Source organism: Niallia sp. Sow4_A1 (assembly GCF_052116745.1).
Lineage (GTDB): Bacteria > Bacillota > Bacilli > Bacillales > Cytobacillaceae > Niallia > Niallia hominis.
Genome location: NZ_JBQKKM010000005.1, coordinates 18,918 through 38,869, shown reverse-complemented (window position 1 = coordinate 38,869; position 19,952 = coordinate 18,918). Strand labels below are relative to the sequence as shown.

The following is a 19,952-nucleotide window of genomic DNA, read 5'->3' as shown; positions in this document are numbered from 1 at the left end:
CCCCTATAATACTATTCAAGTTTTGTTCACTCTATAGAATAGTAACACAAAAAAGCCGACTTTTTTCGGCTTTTTTCAAATCCACTTGTAGATTTTTTATTAAAAGTAATATTTCCAATCAAATATAGGTCATTTGTTACAACTATATAGTTATTTAATATCTCTTAAAAATGGAATACTTCTCTTTTTTCAATTTGCCTAAACTTTTCTATAGAATGATGTGTAGCCCTACATATATAAGGAAGCCAAGAAAAGTCCAGTTGTTTCATGATAAATTTCATTAAATTGAGAGAGAGGGAGTGGATTTATCCCTTTTCCTAACTCAATTGTGAATCCCGGCTTTCTTAATTCTTGAATAAACCAATCTTTATATCCTGCATGACTATCTACATTTTGGATCGCTTTATATCCACTCACTCTCGAAAATTCTTCTGCAATTGCTCTCGATTCTTCTGGTTCCATTCCTTCATATCCCCAATACAATTCTTTTCCCTGTGTATGTAAAGCTACTAATCGATCAAATTTTTCTTTTTCAACTAAATTTGCCATCACCTGAGACTCTGGTTCTGACAAAGGGCTATCTCCAGGATAGTCTCTTGGAGCAGGCGCTTTCGGTTCTTTTCGTTCCTTTTCTATTTCCCAATTAGATGGAAATTGATTATTTAAATCTACACCACGGATATTTGCTTTCCAGCCAGTAAAATCGCTGCTACCTGCATTTATGGAAATGATTTTTTCTTTTTCTTTCTCTAAAGGACCGTTTAAAACCAAATCAACTCCGTCAGGATTAACCATTGGTACAAGTGATAAATCAGTACCCTGATACAGTGGCATTGTTCGAACATTGCGCATAGTAGTTCCGTTTGTTAATGATAATAAAAAGTCATTTAAAAACGTCATTAAAATTCCTGTCGTAATCCATTCATTTGCATGGAAGGAAGCATTTATATGAACCTTTTTCTTTCCCTTTCCTATTCTGATTTCATCGAGATTTTTTCCTAATACACTTTTTCCTATTGTTTCCTTTTTAATGAATGGGAAGGCCTTTATTAAACGATTCATATCTGACTGTAGGGATGTATAGTCATACTTTTTCTTTCCCTGCACAAATCGTCCCACAATACGGTTTGGGATTAAAATCTCCTCTCCGACTTTAAGTTTATTAGGATTTAATTGTTGATTTAATAATAATATGCTATCAACCGAAATATTTCTTGCTCCTGCAATTTTCCACAGAGTATCCCCTTGCTTTATTTGATGGACTTGTGATTCAAATCCAGGAATTTGGATAGTTTCAGAAACTGCTAATTTATTTGGATTTACGCTAGGATTACTATCTAAAATAAGATTTAGGGGAACCATAAATAGTTGACTATAGTACCAAAGTGTATCTCCTGGTCTCAATTTAATCTCCATATGATCACTCCTCTCTCTATTTATATATATGAATCCCTGATAAAAAACATGCTTAGCAGCGATATAGCAATTGCATATTATAATTTTTTTATGAAGGTGCTGTTTTCTTACATAATTTGACCTATAAGCAGCACTAACGGATTTAATCATTTAAAATATATAAAAAAGCTTCATGACTAATATAGTCACAAAGCAGTTTATTGCTAATCTATTAACTAAACATCAATTAGTATCTTCCCTTACATCAAGCATTCCGTTTTCTTTATCATAAAAACGTAGTAGGTCTCCATAAATAATGCTATCAGAATACTGTAATTCTAAATTAGCCTGTTCTATATAGGGTTCACATGCATTACCGTCAGCTACTTCTCCTGTCGCGCGCTCATAACAAACCTCTTTAGTATATACATACTCTTCTGTAATAAAGCTACCATCTCTTAAAACAACAAATTGATTGTTTTTTTCTGAGAATAGATCTGAACCAAATTGGATATCATTTTTCGTTTCAATACCAAGCAAATGTAGAAGAGTAGGCTTGATATCCATTTGCCCCGAAACAGTTGAGAGTGTTTTCCCCTTCATCCCTGGAATATGGATAACAAAAGGAACTCTTTGTAATTGCGTACTGACAAAAGGAGTAACTTCTTCCCCTAATAATTCAGCCATTGCTTTATTATGATTTTCAGAAATTCCATTATGATCTCCATACAAGATGATAATACTATTTTCATAGAGACCTTCCTCTTTTAATCTCTCGATAAAAATTTTCAACGCTTCATCCTGATATCGAACAGTCGGTATAAAGTTATTTAACGTTCTACTTCCAGTTGTTAAAGGTTCAATTAATTTATCCTCTTCTTCCAGTTCAAAAGGAAAATGATTTGTCAACGTGATAAATTTACTGTAGAACGGCTCTGGCATTTCTTTTAAATGAGCAATCGATTGTTCAAAAAAGTCAATATCCTTCAATCCCCAACCAACAGAATTGTCCTCGTTTACCTCGTAATCATTAATTTCATAAAATCGGTCATATCCCAAGCTTTGGTACATAATATCCCGATTCCAGAAACTTTTATTATTTGCATGAAGGGAAGCTGTAAAATAACCATTTTCTTTCAAAATTTCTGGTGATGCTTGAAATTCATTTCCAGAATGGGTAAAGAAAACGGCCCCTCTGCTTAATGGATACAAGGAATTTTCGACAATAAACTCAGAATCTGATGTTTTACCTTGTCCAGTTTGGTGATAAAAATTATCAAAATAAAAGCTTTCTTTAATAAAATCATTTAAAAATGGGGTGATTTCTTCCCCATCCACTTCCCGGTTTACAGTAAAAGCCTGTGTGGATTCTAAGCTTACCATTATTACATTTTTCCCCTTAGCTATTCCAAACATATCCTTATTTGGTTCTGTATAATTCGCCTGATTGTAATTAACCATATCTGTTAACTCACTACCATCCGCAAAAGCTCTTTGCGCAGTAGTCTTTGTTTGAAGAAAAACATCATAAAGTTGGTAATTATACGTCCCAATATTTTTCACTAATAGCTCTCTGTCAAATGTCCTAGTTAGTAATTGCGTTCTCTGAGTTTCAGCTAAGCTTAAATTGAAAAAAGCTAAGCTTATCGTAAATAAATAGAAAATACTTTGCTGCATCCTAGTATATTTAGGAATTTTTAAGAATGCTGGCTTCTTTTTCATAATAAGCGCAAGTAGAATAATATCTACAAAGAAAAGAATATCTGTGAGATGAACCAGCTCTCTAACACTACTTCCTAAATCACTCATATTACTCGTCTGAAATAAGAGTGGCAGGGTTAAAAAATCGGTATATACACGGTAAAAGACAACATTTGCATATAATACAATCGAAAGTGTCAAACTGGAGATGAGCACATATCTTTTTTGATTTTTCTCCGAAAGAAACATGGAAATACCCAAAATAAATAACAGGGAGCTTAATGGATTAATAATTAATATAAATTGTTGAATCGAATTTTCAATTTTGATATCAAAGCTAGTCATATATGCAATATTCGTTTTAATCCACAATAAAACTGTTGCAACCGCTATAAGTGATAGCTTTGACCATTCAAATTTATTCTTAAACAATGATGTATCCTCCTTACTATTGATCAAACAAAATCTCGACATAATCACTTTACACATTTTACAATAATTTTATTATATAAAGACAATCTTTATGAAATTTTAATCTAATTTTCATCTTTGCGTATTAATATAGTATATTACACTTTTTTAGACGTGCAACTAAAAGAAAAGTTTCAAAAACTTTTGCTTTTTTTAAAGTGTCCTTTTTATGAATATTCCATCTATTAATCTAGTAAAAAATCTTCTCCCGATTCAGAAGAAGATTTTGTGAAATATTTGATTTAAAATATGTCTGATACTCTCATCATTTGATTAATTTTTTGCAAGCCACGCAGCACCAATTACTCCCGCTGTATTCCCCAATGTCGCAACATCAATTACAGTTGATTCTGCTACACTTTTAAAAGAGAACTTCAAGAAGTTTTCTTTTACTGGATTTAATAGCACATCACCAGCTTTTGAAACGCCACCACCGATGACAATTTTCTCTGGATTTAAAGTATTAGCAATATTAGCTAGTACCAATCCTAAATGGAAAGCTACGAATTGGACAATTTCATTAGCTAATTCGTCCCCTTTTTTCGCTGCATCAAATACATCCTTTGCCGTAATAGCGCCGTCTTGATCTAACACAGAATGAAGTACACTCAACGTATGTCTTTCAGCCAATCTTTCTTTTGTCAATCGAACTATTCCAGTTGCAGAAGCAATCGTTTCTAAACAGCCTGTTTTTCCACAATTACAAGGAGCTCCGTTTTCTACAATAGCCGTCAAATGACCTATTTCACCAGCAGCCCCCTTCACTCCTTGCACAATATCACCGTTTATAATAACTCCGCCACCAACACCTGTGCCAAGAGTAACACAAACTAAATCTTTGGATCCTTCTCCAGCACCTTTCCACATCTCACCTAGTGCTGCACAATTGGCATCATTGTCAATTGTTACCGGCAAACCTAAATCTGCTTCAAGGCGCGCTTTTAATGGGAAGTTATCTGGCCAACCTAAGTTCACTGTATTGAAAATAACACCTGTTTTATAATCAAATGGTCCAGGTGCGCCCATCCCAGCACCTAAAACATCTTCCTTCGAGTGTCCTAATTCTTGCAATTTAGCATCGATAGATTTAGCAATGTCGGATGTAATATTTTTTCCATCTTCCGAATTATCTGTTGGGATTTCCCAATGATCGATTAAATCTCCCTTTAATGATAAAAAAGCGATTTTTACCGTTGTTCCACCTAAGTCAATTCCTGCTACCCATTTTTCCTGCATCATTAATTCCCCCTATTTTTCTGTTCCGATAATAGCTGTATTTCTTGATTAAGTAATCGCATAGCAGAGTCAAAATCTTGCTCTTTAATTAATTGAGATTGATACAATTCTTTTATTTCAGATTTCATTAATTGTAAATCGCCTACACGATCGCCAACATAAATAATCGTTCCATATTTTTTTAAAAACTGTTGCACATCATAAATGGTTTCCATGGTACCCCTCGATTTCATACATATTCGACTCACTGCAAAGGTTTGCATAAAGTGATAAATTAATCGTTTTCAAATTAAGTATATCGGAAATGAATCGTTTCCTCAACAGCAGATTCATTTCTCCCATTAGAATAGTAATAAGCAAGATAATGACTTTTACGCGAAATATTTTCATACCAAATTAAAGCCTAAACTACTCCATTTATCATATTTCTCTTCTTTTCTCATATATTAAAAAAAGTACCTCTAAGACAGGCTTTTAAAGTAAAATGATTTCCCATTAGATGGAGCGGTGAAAAAAATGAAAAAAGATTTTATTCGATTAAGTCTCTCTCTTATTATCCTTGTTGCTATTTTTTATATTTTTCAGCAAAAGCAAATTGCAAAGGAAAGTATAACTTATTTTCCAATTGATCCTACTGTTACTTTCCCAAAAGCAAATACTACCCTTACATTTCATAAAAAAAGATTCGATGAGTATAGCATTCTCTGGAAAAGCAATTCTTCTATTAACAAGCGAGCGTATTTACGTCAAGATATGAGCTTACTTTATGGAAATGGGAAGCTGATAAGCACGATGGGAGAATGGCGACAAAATACATTAGAACTTTCAGAAGAAAAGACCGTTGTGGAAAGAGAAAGCAACTATTTACAAGCAATTACTTTTCATTATGCTGAAATACATGATGCCAATGAAAGAATTTTCAGTTCTCAAAAAATTTCAGCAGACAATTTATATATCATTAATTCGAAGTTTGAGAGTGCACCACTATCTTTTCATTCTCCAAATAACTTAGTCGAAAAAGATTGGGCAAGAACATTAGATAAACAAGCATTAGATTATATTGAATACTCTTATCGCCAAGTATTAAAGAAATTTCATATTTCAGCTGAACAATATGATACAAAACTTTTACTCACAGAATTAAGTAAATTTAACGATACACCACTCCCAGATTTTTCAAAGGAACAAAGTGCAAAAATTCTTGGACAATTGACTGAAGGTCTTTATAAAAACTATTTCCTGGGAATTATGAAAGAAGACGGAACCATTGCTGATCCCATCGGCAGTTCTATCCCGGTGATATTAATTAATGACAATCATCTTCTTATCTTATTTACAACAAAGGACGGTGAAGCGATTGTTTTAAGACAGCAAATTTCTACTCTTTAATTTTATCCCATAATAAAAGATATTTTGGATTGTTTTCATCCAATTCTAAAGCTTTTTGTAAATATTCTCTTGCTTCTTCTAGATTCTTATCATAAAGACTGACAACTGCTAAATTATAATACGCTTCATGAAACTGTGGATTTAAATGGATTGTTTTTTGCAGATTTTTTTCAGCTGCTGCAAATTCCTTTTTCTTAAGCTGGATATAAGAAAGTAAAAAATAATAGTTCTCATTATTTTTAGTTTCAATTGTTACTAAAACATCTTCTGCATCATCATATTTTTCATCATTTACATAATTGTTGACCATAATAAATGCAGATTTGTCCCGATTTTGTGAAACCCCTGAACTCGATGAATAGGCAATGCCAATACCTATTAGCAATAGAGTAATAAGTAGCGCCCCAAGCTGGACTTTCCAGCTTTTTTTCTTTGGAAAATGGACGATAGCTGTTGCTAGAAAACCACCTACTAATCCACCAATATGTCCCGCATTATCGATTCCTTGTATAGTAAAGCCAAATATAAGATTAATAATGATAATAATAATGACATTCCAACCCATCACTCGAAAAAACAGCTTTGGAAATTGCCAGGCAAAATAAAGAAGTGCACCGAAGCATCCAAAAATCGCGCCACTTGCGCCAGCTGATAAAGATGGACTTATTAAATAACTTGCAAACACCCCACTAAATCCAGCAAAAAGATAAATGATGAAAAATCTACCATTCCCAAAAATTCTTTCTATTAATGGACCAACATAATAGAGAGCAAATGAATTCATGGCTAAGTGCAAAAAACCAATATGTAAAAAAATAGGTGTTATTAAACGCCACCATTCCCCCATAGCGATTAAATAATTTACTTTCGCTCCCCATTGAACCAATGTTTCGCTATTGTTACTTCCTCCGCCCCCTTCCATTAGAAGAAATATTATTACTTGAACGACAATAAATAAATAGGAAATAAACGGTTTGCCAAAGTTAAGTAACTGCCTTTCTTCTTTTTCATTTTGTTTTATTAGCTCAAGGATATTTTCTTTATAGCGCTCCATTTGATCGTCGCGTTCTTCTGATGTACCTGGTATGTCATTTAAGTTTGTTATTTTTCCGCCTGCTATTTCCCACTCGTCTACTGACCGATCAAGAAGAATAGTATTAATTTGCACTTTTTTATCAGGACTATTAAACAAGTGATTTACTAAATGGTCATAAGCATCTACAGGAGGAAAGGCAGTTATATACACGCTCTCTACCTTAAGTGAGCGTTTACGCAATGTGCGTCTTATCCTCTCTGCATTTAATGCTGTTCTTTCCATATCCCTACTTAACCAATTACTCCAATCAAGATCCATTTGGAACAACCGAATAATCGGTGTGTTTCCTCTGTTCTTTTTGCTCTCCAGCCAAATTTCTTGTTGATTTTCTGCTAGATAGATTACTTTATAACGGCATTCCACTATTAAAAAATAGACTATTCTCCAATACTTGTACGGTTCAATCACCATCTGTTTTCTCCCTACTCTCCAAACGCTGAAAGCTATATCTTCTCTATTTCATTTGTCCATTCATTAAATAAGACATTTTCTCTTTTTAGGAAATCACCTTTCCCTTTACAATACTATAAATGGTTGTTTTTTTCCTTTTTTTATCGCTTGAACGTCACAAAAATATTAATTCTTTCATTATGTAGAAATATGTAAATAACTTTAATAGAAGCAAATGCTTCACCATATCTTTTTCATATAAGATTGGTTGCTAAGGGGAGCCATTCTAAAAATTATACCCAATCAAGAATAAAAGGAAACAGATGAACTAAATACCCTGTGAATTATGTTTTCACAAGGTATTTAGAGAGATTATTGATAGATTGTATCTTTAGAACGACCAAAAACGGAATTCATCATCGTTCTTTTTACACTAGGAATATTCATCAATATCCTTACTGCATACTTCCGAATAAATGGATTTCTCAAAATAGTATTTATGACACGATACCGTTTCTGAAATAAATAATATCCACCTAAAGCAATTAGTAAAATGGAGAATACTCGTGACATTTTTCCATCCCTCCTAATGATTAGTTTGGTGAATATATTATTTTTTATCCGCATAGAGTAGTGAAAATATTCTCGTTTTTTATCGCTTGTAAAATAAAATGATCAATGATTATAAATGAAAAAAAGATAGCTCAATGCCGCAAGAAAACCTGATAGAACATTCACCATATCATTGTTAAAAAGGGGGAAGCCTTTCTTCTTTACTACAGTCTGATGACATACCATTCTTGTTTCCACCATTTGACCACAAATTGGACATTGATACTCAACCTGTATAAATGCCCCTAAAAGGGTATCCAATACATTCCCTAGAAAACCAAAAAGAAAAACGAGAAAAAATCCCCACAGCTGAAGAGGAAATAATAATGTAGCTATAATAGCAATTAAAAATGAACCTGCTAATCCTGCCAATGTCCCTAATATGCTAACAGCTCCTGATGTTCCTGTTTCCGTCTCCTTAAAGGTTCGAATAGATAATGGTCTTCTTTTACTTAATGATCCAATTTCGGAAGCCCAAGTGTCTGAATTAGCAGCTGCAAGCAAAATAGCGAAAACCGTAATCCAAACAGACTCTTCTGTAATAAAATAAATAATACCTACAATAGCAGCAAATCCTCCATTTGCCATTACTTGTAGCCAATCTCTCCTAGAACCTTTTTGTGTTTTTTTCTCCATTGATTTTTTTGTTTTACTTTTGTACGTAGAAAGCATGCTAGAAGACACAAAAAAAGCTCCTAAAATAATTAGTCCCTTATAGCCAAAACCTAAAGCAATTCCACTGCCGACAAAAAAAGCTGCAATTGCACCGCTTTTTGTTAAAGACCTCCGTTTGTATGCGTAATAGGAGACAAATAAAATTACTAAAGAATACATTATACTACTCATTTGTACATAATATCCCTTCATTCGTGATTATTTTCTGTACAGCTAAATCATGTTTCTGAAGTGGTATTCTTTCTTTTACCTGCATAGAAAATGCTAAGGAAATGGTTTCACCTTTATAGCTTTCTAAAAATCGGTCGTAATATCCTCCTCCAAAACCTATTCTGTATCCATTCCTCGAAAAGGCTAATCCTGGAACAAGGAGTAAATCGATTTCTTCTGGATTTGTTCGTTCTGTTTTTTCCATTATAGGTTCAAATAAATTGCTGTAAACCGATTCAAGCTGATTGAAACTCTCTAATTTACGAAAAAGCATTTGTCTAGTTTCAGGAATACACTTCGGCACACTTACCTCCTTTCCTAATTGCCAACACATACGAATGATTTGATATGTATCAACCTCTGGAAATTTGGAAATGGTAATTCCTATATGAGAAGCAGAAGAAAAGGAAGTATTGTTATATAGTTGAAGAGCTATCTGATAAGACATATGCTCATAATGGGGTTTACTGATTGCTTGTAGTTGTTTGATCATATTTGTTCGGAACTGTTTCTTTTCCAGCATATTATGTATACACCATCCTTACCATTTGTTTTTTAATATGAAAAAACAGAAGGGAGATATCCCTTCTGCTTATTTTGTTTCACGGTGAACGGTAGTACGTTTTTCTCTTGAGCAATATTTTTTTAGCTCAAGACGATCTGGATTATTTCGTTTATTTTTTTTAGAAATGTAGTTACGATCACCACATTCAGTGCAAGCTAACGTAATGTTTACACGCATGTTTATTTCCCTCCAAACTATAGGTTGCTAGTTCGTGCATACGACTTTTATATGATAACATCTTTTGTTAGGAAATGCTAGTACTTGTTTTCATTAGAATGTGATTCAGCTCTAAAACCTCTTTTTTTTCAGTACCAGTAATAGACCAAGCTCGGCTGATTCCAGTTGATTGAGGCATAATCTCCATGCTTAAGGAAAAAATGCTTACACTTGATCCTTTTGCCAATGGCTGATATTTAAGTATCCCCTTTTGATTATTCGTCCAAATATGCTCAGTGTGTACATTCCAAATAGGTTGTACCGTTCTCTGTTCAATACGGTTTGTATTATATTCTCCGTTTACCAAATAGAGCTGGTCATCAATAGAATGATAGATGACATTTTCCGTCGGAGAAACGAAAGAAAGATGCTCTTGGTATGCTTTTGGAAAATAATTTAACACTAAAATCTTTAATGTCTTCGCTTGTTGAGAATGATTTCTCACATAAATCTCGTTATATTGAATTTTAGAATGCTTGTGTATTTGCTTTACATGTACAGATATCGAATGTTCTGGTATCAATTTCTCATAGCCATTTTGAATCCAGTAAGTTTTTCCTTCAATCCAAATTCCAGGGGTAGTAGTTATTTTTTTCATAAGTAGCTTTCTTTGAGCACTTTGATAATCTTTTTGTAAATTAGCCTCAATCTTCACTCTACTTTCACCTACTCTACTATTTTTAATTAGATATGGATTCGTTTACCTTTGTATTTACTAGTAGTTCATCGAAAACTCTTTTTGTTTCTTCCCCAATTCGATTCCAGCTAAATAGTTGGCTTACTAATTTTTGACCATTTTTGCCAATCGTTTTGCCTTCTGTTGGATTTTCCAATAAATACTCGATATTTTCAACTAAGTTATCTGCATTATTTGGTTCCATAAATAAACCTGTTTCTCCATTCTTTATAATACCTTTTAAGCCACCAGTATGGGAAACAATCGTGGGAACTGCAAATATAAGGGACTCTAATGCTACAATTCCAAATGGTTCATACGAACTCGGAATCACAACGATATTAGCGTGAGCATAAAATGCATTTTTTTGTTCTCCGTGCAAATATCCTATTAATTGAACACATTCCGATAATCCATTTCTCTCGATAAATCTTTGATATTCTTCGTACATTGGCCCTACTCCAGCAATAACAAAATATAAATCTGATCGCTTTTTATGCAATTTTCTCGCTGCTTCCAATAAAGTACCAAAGCCCTTTTCTTTTACCATTCTGCCCATCGCAAAAATAATTTTTTTATTTTTGTCTAAATGAAGGGATTCGACAGATGGAAAGGAAGCATTTTCAATTTGCATAGATTCTATTCCATTTGGAATAATGTTAATTTTTGATTGCTCTACTTCAAAAATGGACATTACCTCATCCTGCATATATTCACTGCAAACAATTAAAGAATCCGCTGCATGAATTAGTTGTCTTTCTTTCCCATGAATAAATTTTTGCATTTCCGTATAAATGCCACCATTTCTTCCATGTTCTGTCGCATGAATGGTTGCTATTAATGGAATATTTAATTGGTCCTTTAACGAAATTGCAGCAGCCCCTACAAGCCAATCATGTGCCTGAATTAGATCAAATGTCGTTTTCTTTCCTAACTCTATCGCTTTATCCCACATGGCAAGATTTAGTCCGCCGATCCAATGGATAAAATTTTGCTCTATACTATAAATTGGTTTAACACGATAAACGAATAAACCATTTTTTTCTTCTACATCTTCTGCCTTTTTCTGCATATCTTGGGCTGTAATAAGATGTACTTCATATCCATTTTTTATTAAACTGTTCGTTAAACCAACCACATGAGTACCAAGACCGCCGACTATATTCGGGGGATATTCCCATGATAAAATAAGTGCCTTCTTCTTATTTGATGGAATTATTTCATTTATTTTCGGGTTATTCATTTGTATGGTAGTATTTAATATTGGATGCACCTTTTCTCTCAAAGACATCCATTCCTTATCAATCGGTCCTTTCATAAATATACTTAATTGATTTGCTGCTTCCAGATAGGATGAAGCTTCTTCAGCCGTCCAATTATCTTGGTAGAGCAAAGCGCTTAACAATAGCCATTCTTTTTCCAACTGTTTCTGAACACTTTTCGCTTCATTTGATAACAGAACTTGTCTCCATTGATGTAGTTCTTTTTCTACAAAAGCCAAAGAAGCATATATATCACTTTGATTCTTGATTTGGCTTTCTCTATGTTGATCCAAAAAAGAAGAACAAAGATGTACATGATCCATCCCTTGACTAAATTGATTCAAATATGTTTCAGGAGTAATATGAACCATATAGCCTTCATCACATAAATAACGAATACTTTTATTTAATTCCTCTCCTATTTTTACATAGCTCTCTAAATCAATAGGTAGTGATAATATTGACTCATTCGTGTAATGATTATACGATTCAAGTACCTCCATAATCGCTTTATCCCAAATTTGCTTTTGGGGATTTTTTTCTTGAAAAATCTGATATAAACTTTCTTCAACAGGAAAAAAAACAACATGATGGGGAGATTCAACAGCTAATCCTACATCGCTTGGCAATGGATCACTATGATTTATAGTTACACTGTTTAGATAACTATATGTCAATTTCTCTTTTTGCAAATATAAATCTAATCCAGGCGAGAAATATCCTTCAGGAAACCAAAAGCCTTTTGGACGGTACTCTATATAGTCATCAATAATCGATAAACCCATTTCCATTTGCAATTGAACACCTGTACTAGTTGAAGCGTTCGAAACTTGTGAAAAGGAAGCAGGGCTTGCAAGGAGTTCTATTCTATTATCTTGAATGAGTGATTTCATTATCTTTAATAAATTTTTATCTTTTTGTTGCCAATATGTTAGTAATTCAACGTTGCAGTTCTCTTTTTCTAAAAATTCTGTCATTTCTTCCCGAAATGACTGCAAATCTAATATTTCCATATATATTGGTGGTACAACAAGCTGAATGATATATGGAGAATTATTTTTTTCAGTAAGGAAAAGAAAGTTAATATATTGAATTGTGTGTTCATAAAATTCCCTTTTTTTATTCTTATCTTCCGAAAAATAATTCATAAAAGGAATGTTATTTATAACAATCAATTGAAAATACGAACCATTCATTTCTTTTTCACATCCTCTTGCTCTTCTAATTCATAATAGCTATAGGTACTTACATGCTCAATCCAATTCGGTATAGGATTGTCCCCTTTTTCCCAATTTTGTATCTCTTTTTCCATAGTACCAACTTGATCTTGTGAGATTCTCGGAGTATGTAATGGATTAGACTGTAATATCGGTAAAAAGGATTGGTAAACATCCAAGACTCCTATTTCAAAACAAAGGCTTCTGTTTGGAGACAAGTCTTGTAATATTATCGATTCCTGTCCATTCTCGACCGGAAGAAGGCGATAGCTATGTGCATTTCTTCCATTATAAATAATACTTGTTATATCATTAATCTTCACTGCCAAAGAGCAGGTTTCTGGGTCAATATCATAATAAGTAGAGATTAGCTGCCATTTCCCTTCAGGTATTCGCCAAAATACTAATGCAGTATTTTCACTTGTTAACCAAGCTTCCATGCCATTTTTCTTGGTTAATAAATCAACGCTTGTCCAAAAATGTTCTGAGACAAAGGGAATCTTTGGCTCTGTTTTTGTGGTTATTTGTTTCTCTTCTTCTTGTTCATTCTTCTCTTTTTCTTTCACGTACTTTTTCCATTGGTATTGAACTTTACCTACAGTTGAATTTAGTTCCATGGCAATTTTACGGAAAGAAAGCCCTTTACGTCTTAAACTTACAATTTGTTCAATCAATAGAAATAGCACCTCTTTCTAGATTTTTGATTTCCCTCTTTCTGACAATCTTGGGTGTATGTATCGCAAATTACTAGTATATGTCTACAAGATACTTTTTAGTTCCTATTTATACTATTATGTTACCACTGAATGGGGGATGCCACAATGAACAGATTTTGTCGGATTGCGCTTAAACTTATGTACGTTCATCTTGAAGGTGCAAAAAAATTTTTCTACCTTGTATCTGCTTCCTCTAGTAACCGAAATTCGACATATGCCTGCTTAAATGCAAGTAGTATTACGACATATTCCTAAATGTTTCGCAAAAAAATCGAGTATTGTCTCCCGGTTGAGAAAAATGGCTGATGAATATTTTTTGTTATCTTATAGCAATTTTCATTCATTCCTTCCATAAGTTACTTTGATTAAATAGGAATTATTGATTGATAATGATAAAATATCTTAGACTGGACTGTTTTACTGCAAAGATAAAGATGATTTCTTTTTTCCTATTGAACAACAATCTTTTAGAAAACAGCTTTTTTTAAATAGTCTAATACTATTAATTTGTGACATGAGGTGAATTATGTTAATTGTAACGCTAGTATTATTAGGGATTTCTTTATTGCTTCTTCTACTATCTTTTTTTCTTCGTGATCCTATAAAAGACTTACGCGAGGAAATAGATCAGCTATCGATTCAGCAAGTACAGGAACTATATAAAATGAAAAAGAAATTAAAAGTGTTAGAAGAGGAATTAATGATTGGTGAGGAAGATTTTTCTTTTAAATCTCCTTCTTCTGTAAAAGAAATAAAGCCAATCCAAAATGAAAATACTCCATCTATTCATGCCATCATTAAAAACCAAGTTTGGACACTTGCAGCAAGTGGAGTTCCAATTGATCAGATTGCCAATCAATCATCCCTATCCATTTCTCAAGTTCAACATATTATTAACGAACGGGAAGGACAATAATGAAATGAAGAAACAAAGTTTACGTTCATTCGCTATAGGAATGCTCCTTTCAGCTAGTGTGATCGGTAGTTATTATTTCTATATGGAAAAAAACACTCACCAAGATGAAAACTTCCTAAACACAAATGATGCGACTACATACCTTAAAAAACAGGGTTTTATCGTTTTAAGTAATGTAGAATATGAGGAACTGAACAAAAGCATAGAGGAAAATAAACAAGAACAAGCAAAGTCTGATACAGAGGCAAATAATAAACAAGAGGAAGCTGAAAAAGAAGCACAAGAGACATATTCCTATACGCTAAAAGTTAAAAGCGGTATGAGTATTTCCACAATTGCTGAATTATTATATAAAAATAAGATCGTTAAAGATCAAGAAGAATTCGAAACATACTTAATCGATAACGATTACCACACAAAAATTCAAGTTGGCAGCTTTCGTTTAACGAGTGAGATGAGTCATAAGAAAATCGCTGTGACTCTTACTAAGTAAATAGCGCTTCTTTAGGATGGTATAAAAGCATTCTTGTCAGGACGAAAAAAACCAAACAATCAGACAATAGTTTCTAAGATTGTTTGGTTTTTTATATTAGTTTTTTAAATGACGTTTATAGTAAAAATTTGTTGTTTATGCCTGTTGCCTTATTTTTTTACCAATCGTATTGTCTGCCTTTAACTAAATAAAAAATATTTTCAGCTATATTAGTAGTGTGGTCGGCTGCTCTTTCTAAATAGCGACAAACAAATGTTAGTTGAGAAATTTGATGTAAATATTCAGGTTTATTTTTACTGATTTCAAACAGCTCCATAAACGCTTGTTTGTTTAAACTATCTACCTCATCATCCATCTCAGCAATTTTCCGAGCTAACCTTGTGTCCTCTTCATTATATGCATTTAAAGATAACCGTAACATTTCATTCGTGATTTCCAGCATTTTTTTGACATGTACCATCGGTTTTACTAAATCCTGATTACCTATTCTAATAGTAGCCTTTGCTATATTCACTGCAAAATCTGCAATTCTTTCGATATCTGTCGCAATCTTTATTCCAACAATAATTCTTCTTAAATCAATAGCAACAGGTGCCTGTTTTGCAATAAGAAGAATTGCAAAATCATTTATTTCTTCATACAACCTATCTGCCTTTGCATCATCATCAATTATTTCTAGAGCCATCTCGATGTTTTGTGTCTCAAGTGCAGCTAGTGATCTTTGGAGAGCTTGAATAGAAAATTCTCCAAGCTCTGTCAATTTTCCTTGTAGTTCCTTAAGCCCTGCTTCAAACTTCTCTCTAACTGGCATGATAAGAGTCTCCTTTTTCGGGTGTTGAACTGAATTTATTATCCAAATCTTCCTGTAATATAATCTTCGGTTCTTTTATCCTTTGGATTTGAGAATATTTTATCTGTAACATCAAACTCAACAACTTCTCCATTTAAGAAGAAAGCTGTTTTATCAGAGATACGAGCAGCTTGCTGCATATTATGTGTAACAATAATGATGCTATAATTTTCCTTTAGTTCTTGAACTAGCTCTTCTACTTTTAATGTCGAAATTGGATCAAGTGCAGAGGTTGGCTCATCCATAAGAATAACATCTGGTTCTATAGCTAGACATCTAGCAATACATAGACGCTGCTGCTGTCCGCCAGATAGTCCATATGCATTCTGATTTAATCTATCTTTTACTTCATCCCAAATTGCTGCACCTCTTAGACTTTTTTCCACAATTTCATTTAATATTTTCTTATCACGAATGCCATGAATTTTAGGACCGTATGCCACATTTTCATAAATTGACTTTGGAAATGGATTCGGTTTTTGAAAGACCATTCCCACTTTTGTTCTTAATTCTTCCACTCCATAGTCTTTGTCAAAAATATTTCTACCACGGTAATTAATTTCACCTGATGTTTTTACACCTGGCACTAATTCAATCATACGATTTAATGTTTTTATATATGTCGATTTCCCACATCCAGATGGCCCAATAATAGAAGTTACTTCATTTTCAATAATATCTAAATCTATATTTTTCAGCGCATGGTTATCCCCGTACCATAAATTAAGCTGATTTGTTTTATAAACAGAATTTTTTACCTTACCATCTAAATCATTACTTTCTACTGCTTTCTTCACTTTATCTACAAAGACTGTAGTCATTTGAAGTTCCCCCTATACGTTTAATAACGCTTTTGAAATTTATTTCTAATCAATACTGCAATAGAGTTCATTAAGATTAATAGCACTAAAAGAACAATTATTCCTGCTGCTGCAAGACTCTGAAATTCTTCTTGTGGTCTTCCCGTCCAGTTATAAATTTGCATTGGTAATACTGTAAACATATCAAAAACTGTTCTCGGCAAGAATGCAAGGAATAAAGGAAGACCCAATACAACTAATGGTGCTGTTTCTCCTATTGCACGTGAAAGTGCCAATATCCCACCTGTTAAAATGCCAGGGATAGCTGCCGGCATTACCACTCTAACGATTGTCTGCCATTTTGTTGCACCCATACCGAGAGATGCTTCTCTTAATTCACTAGGTACAGATCGGATTGCCTCTTGAGCAGCTACAATAATAATTGGCAGAACCAATAAGCTCATTGTTAAACCTGCAGCAAGCACACTTGTTCCAAGTGACATGGCACGAACAAATAAGGTTAGTCCTAATAAACCAAAGACAATTGATGGTACACCAGCAAGGTTTGATATATTGATTTGGATAAAATTCGTAAACTTATTTTTATTCGCATATTCTTCTAAATATATTGCAGTCCCCACTCCAATCAAAAGGGAGACAGGTGCAACTACTGCCATAAGCCACACAGTTCCTATTAAAGCAGTATAAACCCCTGCATTTTCAGGTTTACGGGATGGCAAGCTTGTTAAAAATTGAAAATCCAAATAGCCAATTCCTTGAGTCAATACTCGATAAAAAAGGATAGCGAGAATAACTAAACCAAATAAAGTCGCGCTAAAAAATAATCCTCTCATTATGACATTTTTCATTAATCTCGGTTTCATTTTTTTTATAACATTTGAATGATTTATCAACTTCATCTTAATATTCCTCCCTAAAACGACGAGAAATGTATTGGGCAAGCAGGTTCATTAAGAAGGTAAACAGAAATAGTGTAAATCCAACTGCATAAATACTGTAATAGATTGTTGTCCCATATCCTGCATCTCCTTGGCTAACTTGAACAATATAGGCTGTCATAGTTTGAATTGATTCTGTTACATTGAAGCTAAGATTAGGTGTACTTCCACCAGCAACTGCTACAATCATTGTTTCTCCAATTGCTCTTGATAACGCTAAAACAATAGAAGAAACGATACCAGAAACGGCAGCTGGCAAGACAACCTTAATTGCTACTTCAAATTTTGTAGAACCCATCGCTAAAGCCCCTTCACGCATTGATCGTGGAACTGCACTCATGGCATCTTCTGATAAAGAAGCAATCATAGGTGTAATCATAATGCCGATCACAATTCCTGGACTTAATGCATTGAACATTTCTAAAGAAGGAATAATTGATCTAAGCAATGGTGTTATAAAGGTTAAAGCGAAAAACCCATAAACAATCGTAGGAATACCTGCTAGCACTTCTAAGATTGGCTTAATTATTCTTCTTGTTCTATCACTCGCGTACTCACTTAAAAAAATGGCCGATGCCAGCCCTATAGGCACAGCAACAATACCTGCAATAATGGTTACTTTTAATGTCCCAGAGACAAGTGGCATAATTCCAAATGTTCCTGGTTCGGAAAATGGATACCATGATTTACTTGTTAAAAATTCTTTCATATTCACTCTTTCAAAAAAAGTGAATGTTTCAATGAGTAATGTAAATAAAATACCAAGCGTTGTTAAAATCGATAATATAGCAGTAATTAATAATACTTTAGGCATTATTTTCTCTAGCATTTTACTTAAATTATTTTTTTGTTTTTTTTCTGCAATTAATTCCTGAATAGATGGTGTATTTCTGTTTACTTCTTGTTTCATCATGTTTTTCAAGCCCCCCTTAAATCCAAACACCAAGATGGAAAGCCAAGTACAAAGCTTTCCATCAAAACTTATTACTTCAGTCCTTTAATTAACTCTAAATCTTTTTCATATTCTTCATCTGGTAATTTTACATAGCCTACATCTTCTGAAAGCACTGCTGCATTTTCAATCATAAATTCAACGAAATCAGCTACTTCTTCTTTTTCTACAGATTCATTTTTCACATAAGTGAATAATGGTCTTGATAATGGAGAGTATTCTCCGCTTTCAACTGTTTCATTTGTTGGTTCAACTGGACCGTTACCACCGTCAATCGGTACTACTTTTAAGTTATCTTTGTTTTCTGCATAATAAGCATATCCAAAGTATCCAATTGCGTTTTTATCCCCTGTTACACCTTGTACTAAAATATTATCGTCTTCTGATAATGTCGCTGCTTTAACTATTGGTTGTTCTTCTAGAATTACTTCATCAAAGTAATCGAATGTTCCAGAATCTGTTCCTGGTGAATAGAATTTGATTTCTTCCTCTGGCCATCCTTCACGTATATCAGACCATTTTTTCGTTGTGCCATCTTCTAGCCAAATTTTCTTTAATTCATCTACTGTTAAATGGTCTACCCACGTATTGTCTTTATTCACTACAACGGAGAGTCCATCATATGCTAATCGTAATTCAGTATAATCAATTCCTTTTGCTTCTAATTCTGTTTTCTCTTCCTCTTTAATTGGGCGAGATGCATTACTAAAATCAGTCTCACCTGCGATAAACGCTTTAAAGCCTCCACCTGTACCAGATGATGCAACAGAAACTTTTACATTTGGTTGCTCTGCTTGATATTCTTCAACGATTGCTTCCATAATTGGATAAACAGTTGATGAACCGTCTAATTTAATTTGTCCTGTTAATTGTTCACCAGCATCATTATCATTTGATGAATTAGCATCATTATTTCCGCCACATGCTGCTAATGCTAACATTGTTCCAATCATTGCTGTTAATCCTACTGTTTTAAGGCTCTTCATTTTTCTCTTTACCCCCTAAGGATGGTTGTTTTGTCTTACAAGTTAACTATAAGTCTTTAGTATTAATTTGGTTTTAACTGTTTGTAAATCAATGTAAACGCTATGTAAATTTAGGGGGTTCCTTATATTTTTTAGAAATTGCTTAACAATTGGGTCTACCATTATTAAA

At 33.4% G+C, this 19,952-nt stretch carries 21 protein-coding genes; 4 read left to right on the top strand and 17 right to left on the bottom strand.

Going from position 1 to position 19,952, the window contains the following annotated elements; all coding sequences use genetic code 11:
• Positions 1–228 precede the first annotated feature (228 nt).
• The 4 genes from ACTQ5K_RS04305 to ACTQ5K_RS04290 all read right to left on the bottom strand — a co-directional run bounded on the left by ACTQ5K_RS04305 (position 229) and on the right by ACTQ5K_RS04290 (position 5,018).
• Positions 229–1,416 (bottom strand): M14 family metallopeptidase, encoded by a 1,188-nt coding sequence (locus ACTQ5K_RS04305; RefSeq protein WP_031535341.1) that lies wholly within the window; start codon positions 1,414–1,416, stop codon positions 229–231.
• Positions 1,417–1,638: 222 nt separating this feature from the next.
• Positions 1,639–3,528 (bottom strand): LTA synthase family protein, encoded by a 1,890-nt coding sequence (locus ACTQ5K_RS04300; RefSeq protein ID WP_048717685.1) that lies wholly within the window; start codon positions 3,526–3,528, stop codon positions 1,639–1,641.
• Between the two features lie 312 nt (positions 3,529–3,840).
• A complete protein-coding gene (locus ACTQ5K_RS04295) occupies positions 3,841–4,803 on the bottom strand; it encodes an ROK family glucokinase (RefSeq protein ID WP_031535344.1) in 963 nt (320 codons plus the stop codon).
• Between the two features lie 2 nt (positions 4,804–4,805).
• Positions 4,806–5,018 carry a YqgQ family protein gene (locus ACTQ5K_RS04290; RefSeq protein WP_031535346.1) on the bottom strand — a complete coding sequence of 71 codons (213 nt, stop codon included), beginning with the start codon at positions 5,016–5,018 and terminating at the stop codon, positions 4,806–4,808.
• Positions 5,019–5,319: 301 nt separating this feature from the next.
• On the opposite strand from ACTQ5K_RS04290, the gene ACTQ5K_RS04285 reads away from it, so the two are divergent.
• Positions 5,320–6,192 carry a hypothetical protein gene (locus ACTQ5K_RS04285; protein ID WP_031535348.1) on the top strand — a complete coding sequence of 291 codons (873 nt, stop codon included), beginning with the start codon at positions 5,320–5,322 and terminating at the stop codon, positions 6,190–6,192.
• Here the strand turns inward: ACTQ5K_RS04285 and ACTQ5K_RS04280 are convergent.
• From ACTQ5K_RS04280 to ACTQ5K_RS04245, 8 genes are all read right to left on the bottom strand, one after another.
• Entirely contained in the window at positions 6,182–7,699 is a 1,518-nt protein-coding gene (locus tag ACTQ5K_RS04280) for a rhomboid family protein (protein ID WP_031535350.1), read from the bottom strand. The two genes, ACTQ5K_RS04285 and ACTQ5K_RS04280, sit on opposite strands and share 11 nt — an antisense overlap.
• 351 nt (positions 7,700–8,050) lie before the next feature.
• Positions 8,051–8,251 carry a hypothetical protein gene (locus ACTQ5K_RS04275; RefSeq protein WP_031535352.1) on the bottom strand — a complete coding sequence of 67 codons (201 nt, stop codon included), beginning with the start codon at positions 8,249–8,251 and terminating at the stop codon, positions 8,051–8,053.
• A gap of 102 nt (positions 8,252–8,353) precedes the next feature.
• Positions 8,354–9,136 carry a DUF92 domain-containing protein gene (locus ACTQ5K_RS04270; RefSeq protein ID WP_031535354.1) on the bottom strand — a complete coding sequence of 261 codons (783 nt, stop codon included), beginning with the start codon at positions 9,134–9,136 and terminating at the stop codon, positions 8,354–8,356.
• The gene (locus ACTQ5K_RS04265) at positions 9,129–9,698 is read right to left on the bottom strand and encodes a 5-formyltetrahydrofolate cyclo-ligase (protein WP_031535356.1); all 570 of its coding nucleotides are present in this window, start codon (positions 9,696–9,698) and stop codon (positions 9,129–9,131) included. The genes ACTQ5K_RS04270 and ACTQ5K_RS04265 overlap by 8 nt, the downstream gene beginning before the upstream one ends.
• A 69-nt stretch (positions 9,699–9,767) precedes the next feature.
• Positions 9,768–9,917: a 50S ribosomal protein L33 gene (gene rpmG / locus ACTQ5K_RS04260; RefSeq protein ID WP_016204868.1), complete on the bottom strand. Its 150-nt coding sequence runs from the start codon at positions 9,915–9,917 to the stop codon at positions 9,768–9,770.
• Between the two features lie 67 nt (positions 9,918–9,984).
• Entirely contained in the window at positions 9,985–10,611 is a 627-nt protein-coding gene (locus tag ACTQ5K_RS04255; RefSeq protein ID WP_048717683.1) for a hypothetical protein, read from the bottom strand.
• Positions 10,612–10,636: 25 nt separating this feature from the next.
• A complete protein-coding gene (locus tag ACTQ5K_RS04250) occupies positions 10,637–13,090 on the bottom strand; it encodes a glycosyltransferase (RefSeq protein WP_349204356.1) in 2,454 nt (817 codons plus the stop codon).
• Positions 13,087–13,785, bottom strand: a complete 699-nt coding sequence (locus ACTQ5K_RS04245) for a DUF4912 domain-containing protein (RefSeq protein WP_031535362.1) — start codon at positions 13,783–13,785, stop codon at positions 13,087–13,089. Before ACTQ5K_RS04245 ends, ACTQ5K_RS04250 begins: the two co-directional genes overlap by 4 nt.
• A 147-nt stretch (positions 13,786–13,932) precedes the next feature.
• Here ACTQ5K_RS04245 and ACTQ5K_RS04240 point away from each other — a divergent pair, with 147 nt between their 5' ends.
• The 3 genes from ACTQ5K_RS04240 (at position 13,933) to ACTQ5K_RS04230 (ending at position 15,236) form a co-directional block, all read left to right on the top strand.
• On the top strand, positions 13,933–14,082 hold the full coding sequence (locus ACTQ5K_RS04240; protein ID WP_155986733.1) for a hypothetical protein: 150 nt from the start codon (positions 13,933–13,935) through the stop codon (positions 14,080–14,082).
• A gap of 271 nt (positions 14,083–14,353) precedes the next feature.
• A complete protein-coding gene (locus ACTQ5K_RS04235; RefSeq protein WP_031535364.1) occupies positions 14,354–14,743 on the top strand; it encodes a hypothetical protein in 390 nt (129 codons plus the stop codon).
• Positions 14,744–14,747: 4 nt separating this feature from the next.
• Positions 14,748–15,236, top strand: coding sequence for an endolytic transglycosylase MltG (locus ACTQ5K_RS04230; protein ID WP_031535366.1), 489 nt, complete (start codon positions 14,748–14,750; stop codon positions 15,234–15,236).
• 157 nt (positions 15,237–15,393) lie between these two features.
• Here the strand turns inward: ACTQ5K_RS04230 and phoU are convergent, their stop codons facing one another.
• The 5 genes from phoU to ACTQ5K_RS04205 form a co-directional block, all read right to left on the bottom strand.
• Entirely contained in the window at positions 15,394–16,047 is a 654-nt protein-coding gene (gene phoU, locus ACTQ5K_RS04225) for a phosphate signaling complex protein PhoU (RefSeq protein ID WP_031535368.1), read from the bottom strand.
• A gap of 38 nt (positions 16,048–16,085) precedes the next feature.
• The gene (pstB, locus tag ACTQ5K_RS04220) at positions 16,086–16,907 is read right to left on the bottom strand and encodes a phosphate ABC transporter ATP-binding protein PstB (protein WP_251627530.1); all 822 of its coding nucleotides are present in this window, start codon (positions 16,905–16,907) and stop codon (positions 16,086–16,088) included.
• A gap of 20 nt (positions 16,908–16,927) precedes the next feature.
• A complete protein-coding gene (gene pstA, locus ACTQ5K_RS04215) occupies positions 16,928–17,806 on the bottom strand; it encodes a phosphate ABC transporter permease PstA (RefSeq protein ID WP_031535372.1) in 879 nt (292 codons plus the stop codon).
• Between the two features lies 1 nt (position 17,807).
• On the bottom strand, positions 17,808–18,758 hold the full coding sequence (gene pstC / locus ACTQ5K_RS04210) for a phosphate ABC transporter permease subunit PstC (protein WP_031535374.1): 951 nt from the start codon (positions 18,756–18,758) through the stop codon (positions 17,808–17,810).
• Between the two features lie 71 nt (positions 18,759–18,829).
• Positions 18,830–19,783, bottom strand: coding sequence for a PstS family phosphate ABC transporter substrate-binding protein (locus ACTQ5K_RS04205; RefSeq protein WP_031535376.1), 954 nt, complete (start codon positions 19,781–19,783; stop codon positions 18,830–18,832).
• Between the last annotated feature and the right edge of the window lie 169 nt (positions 19,784–19,952).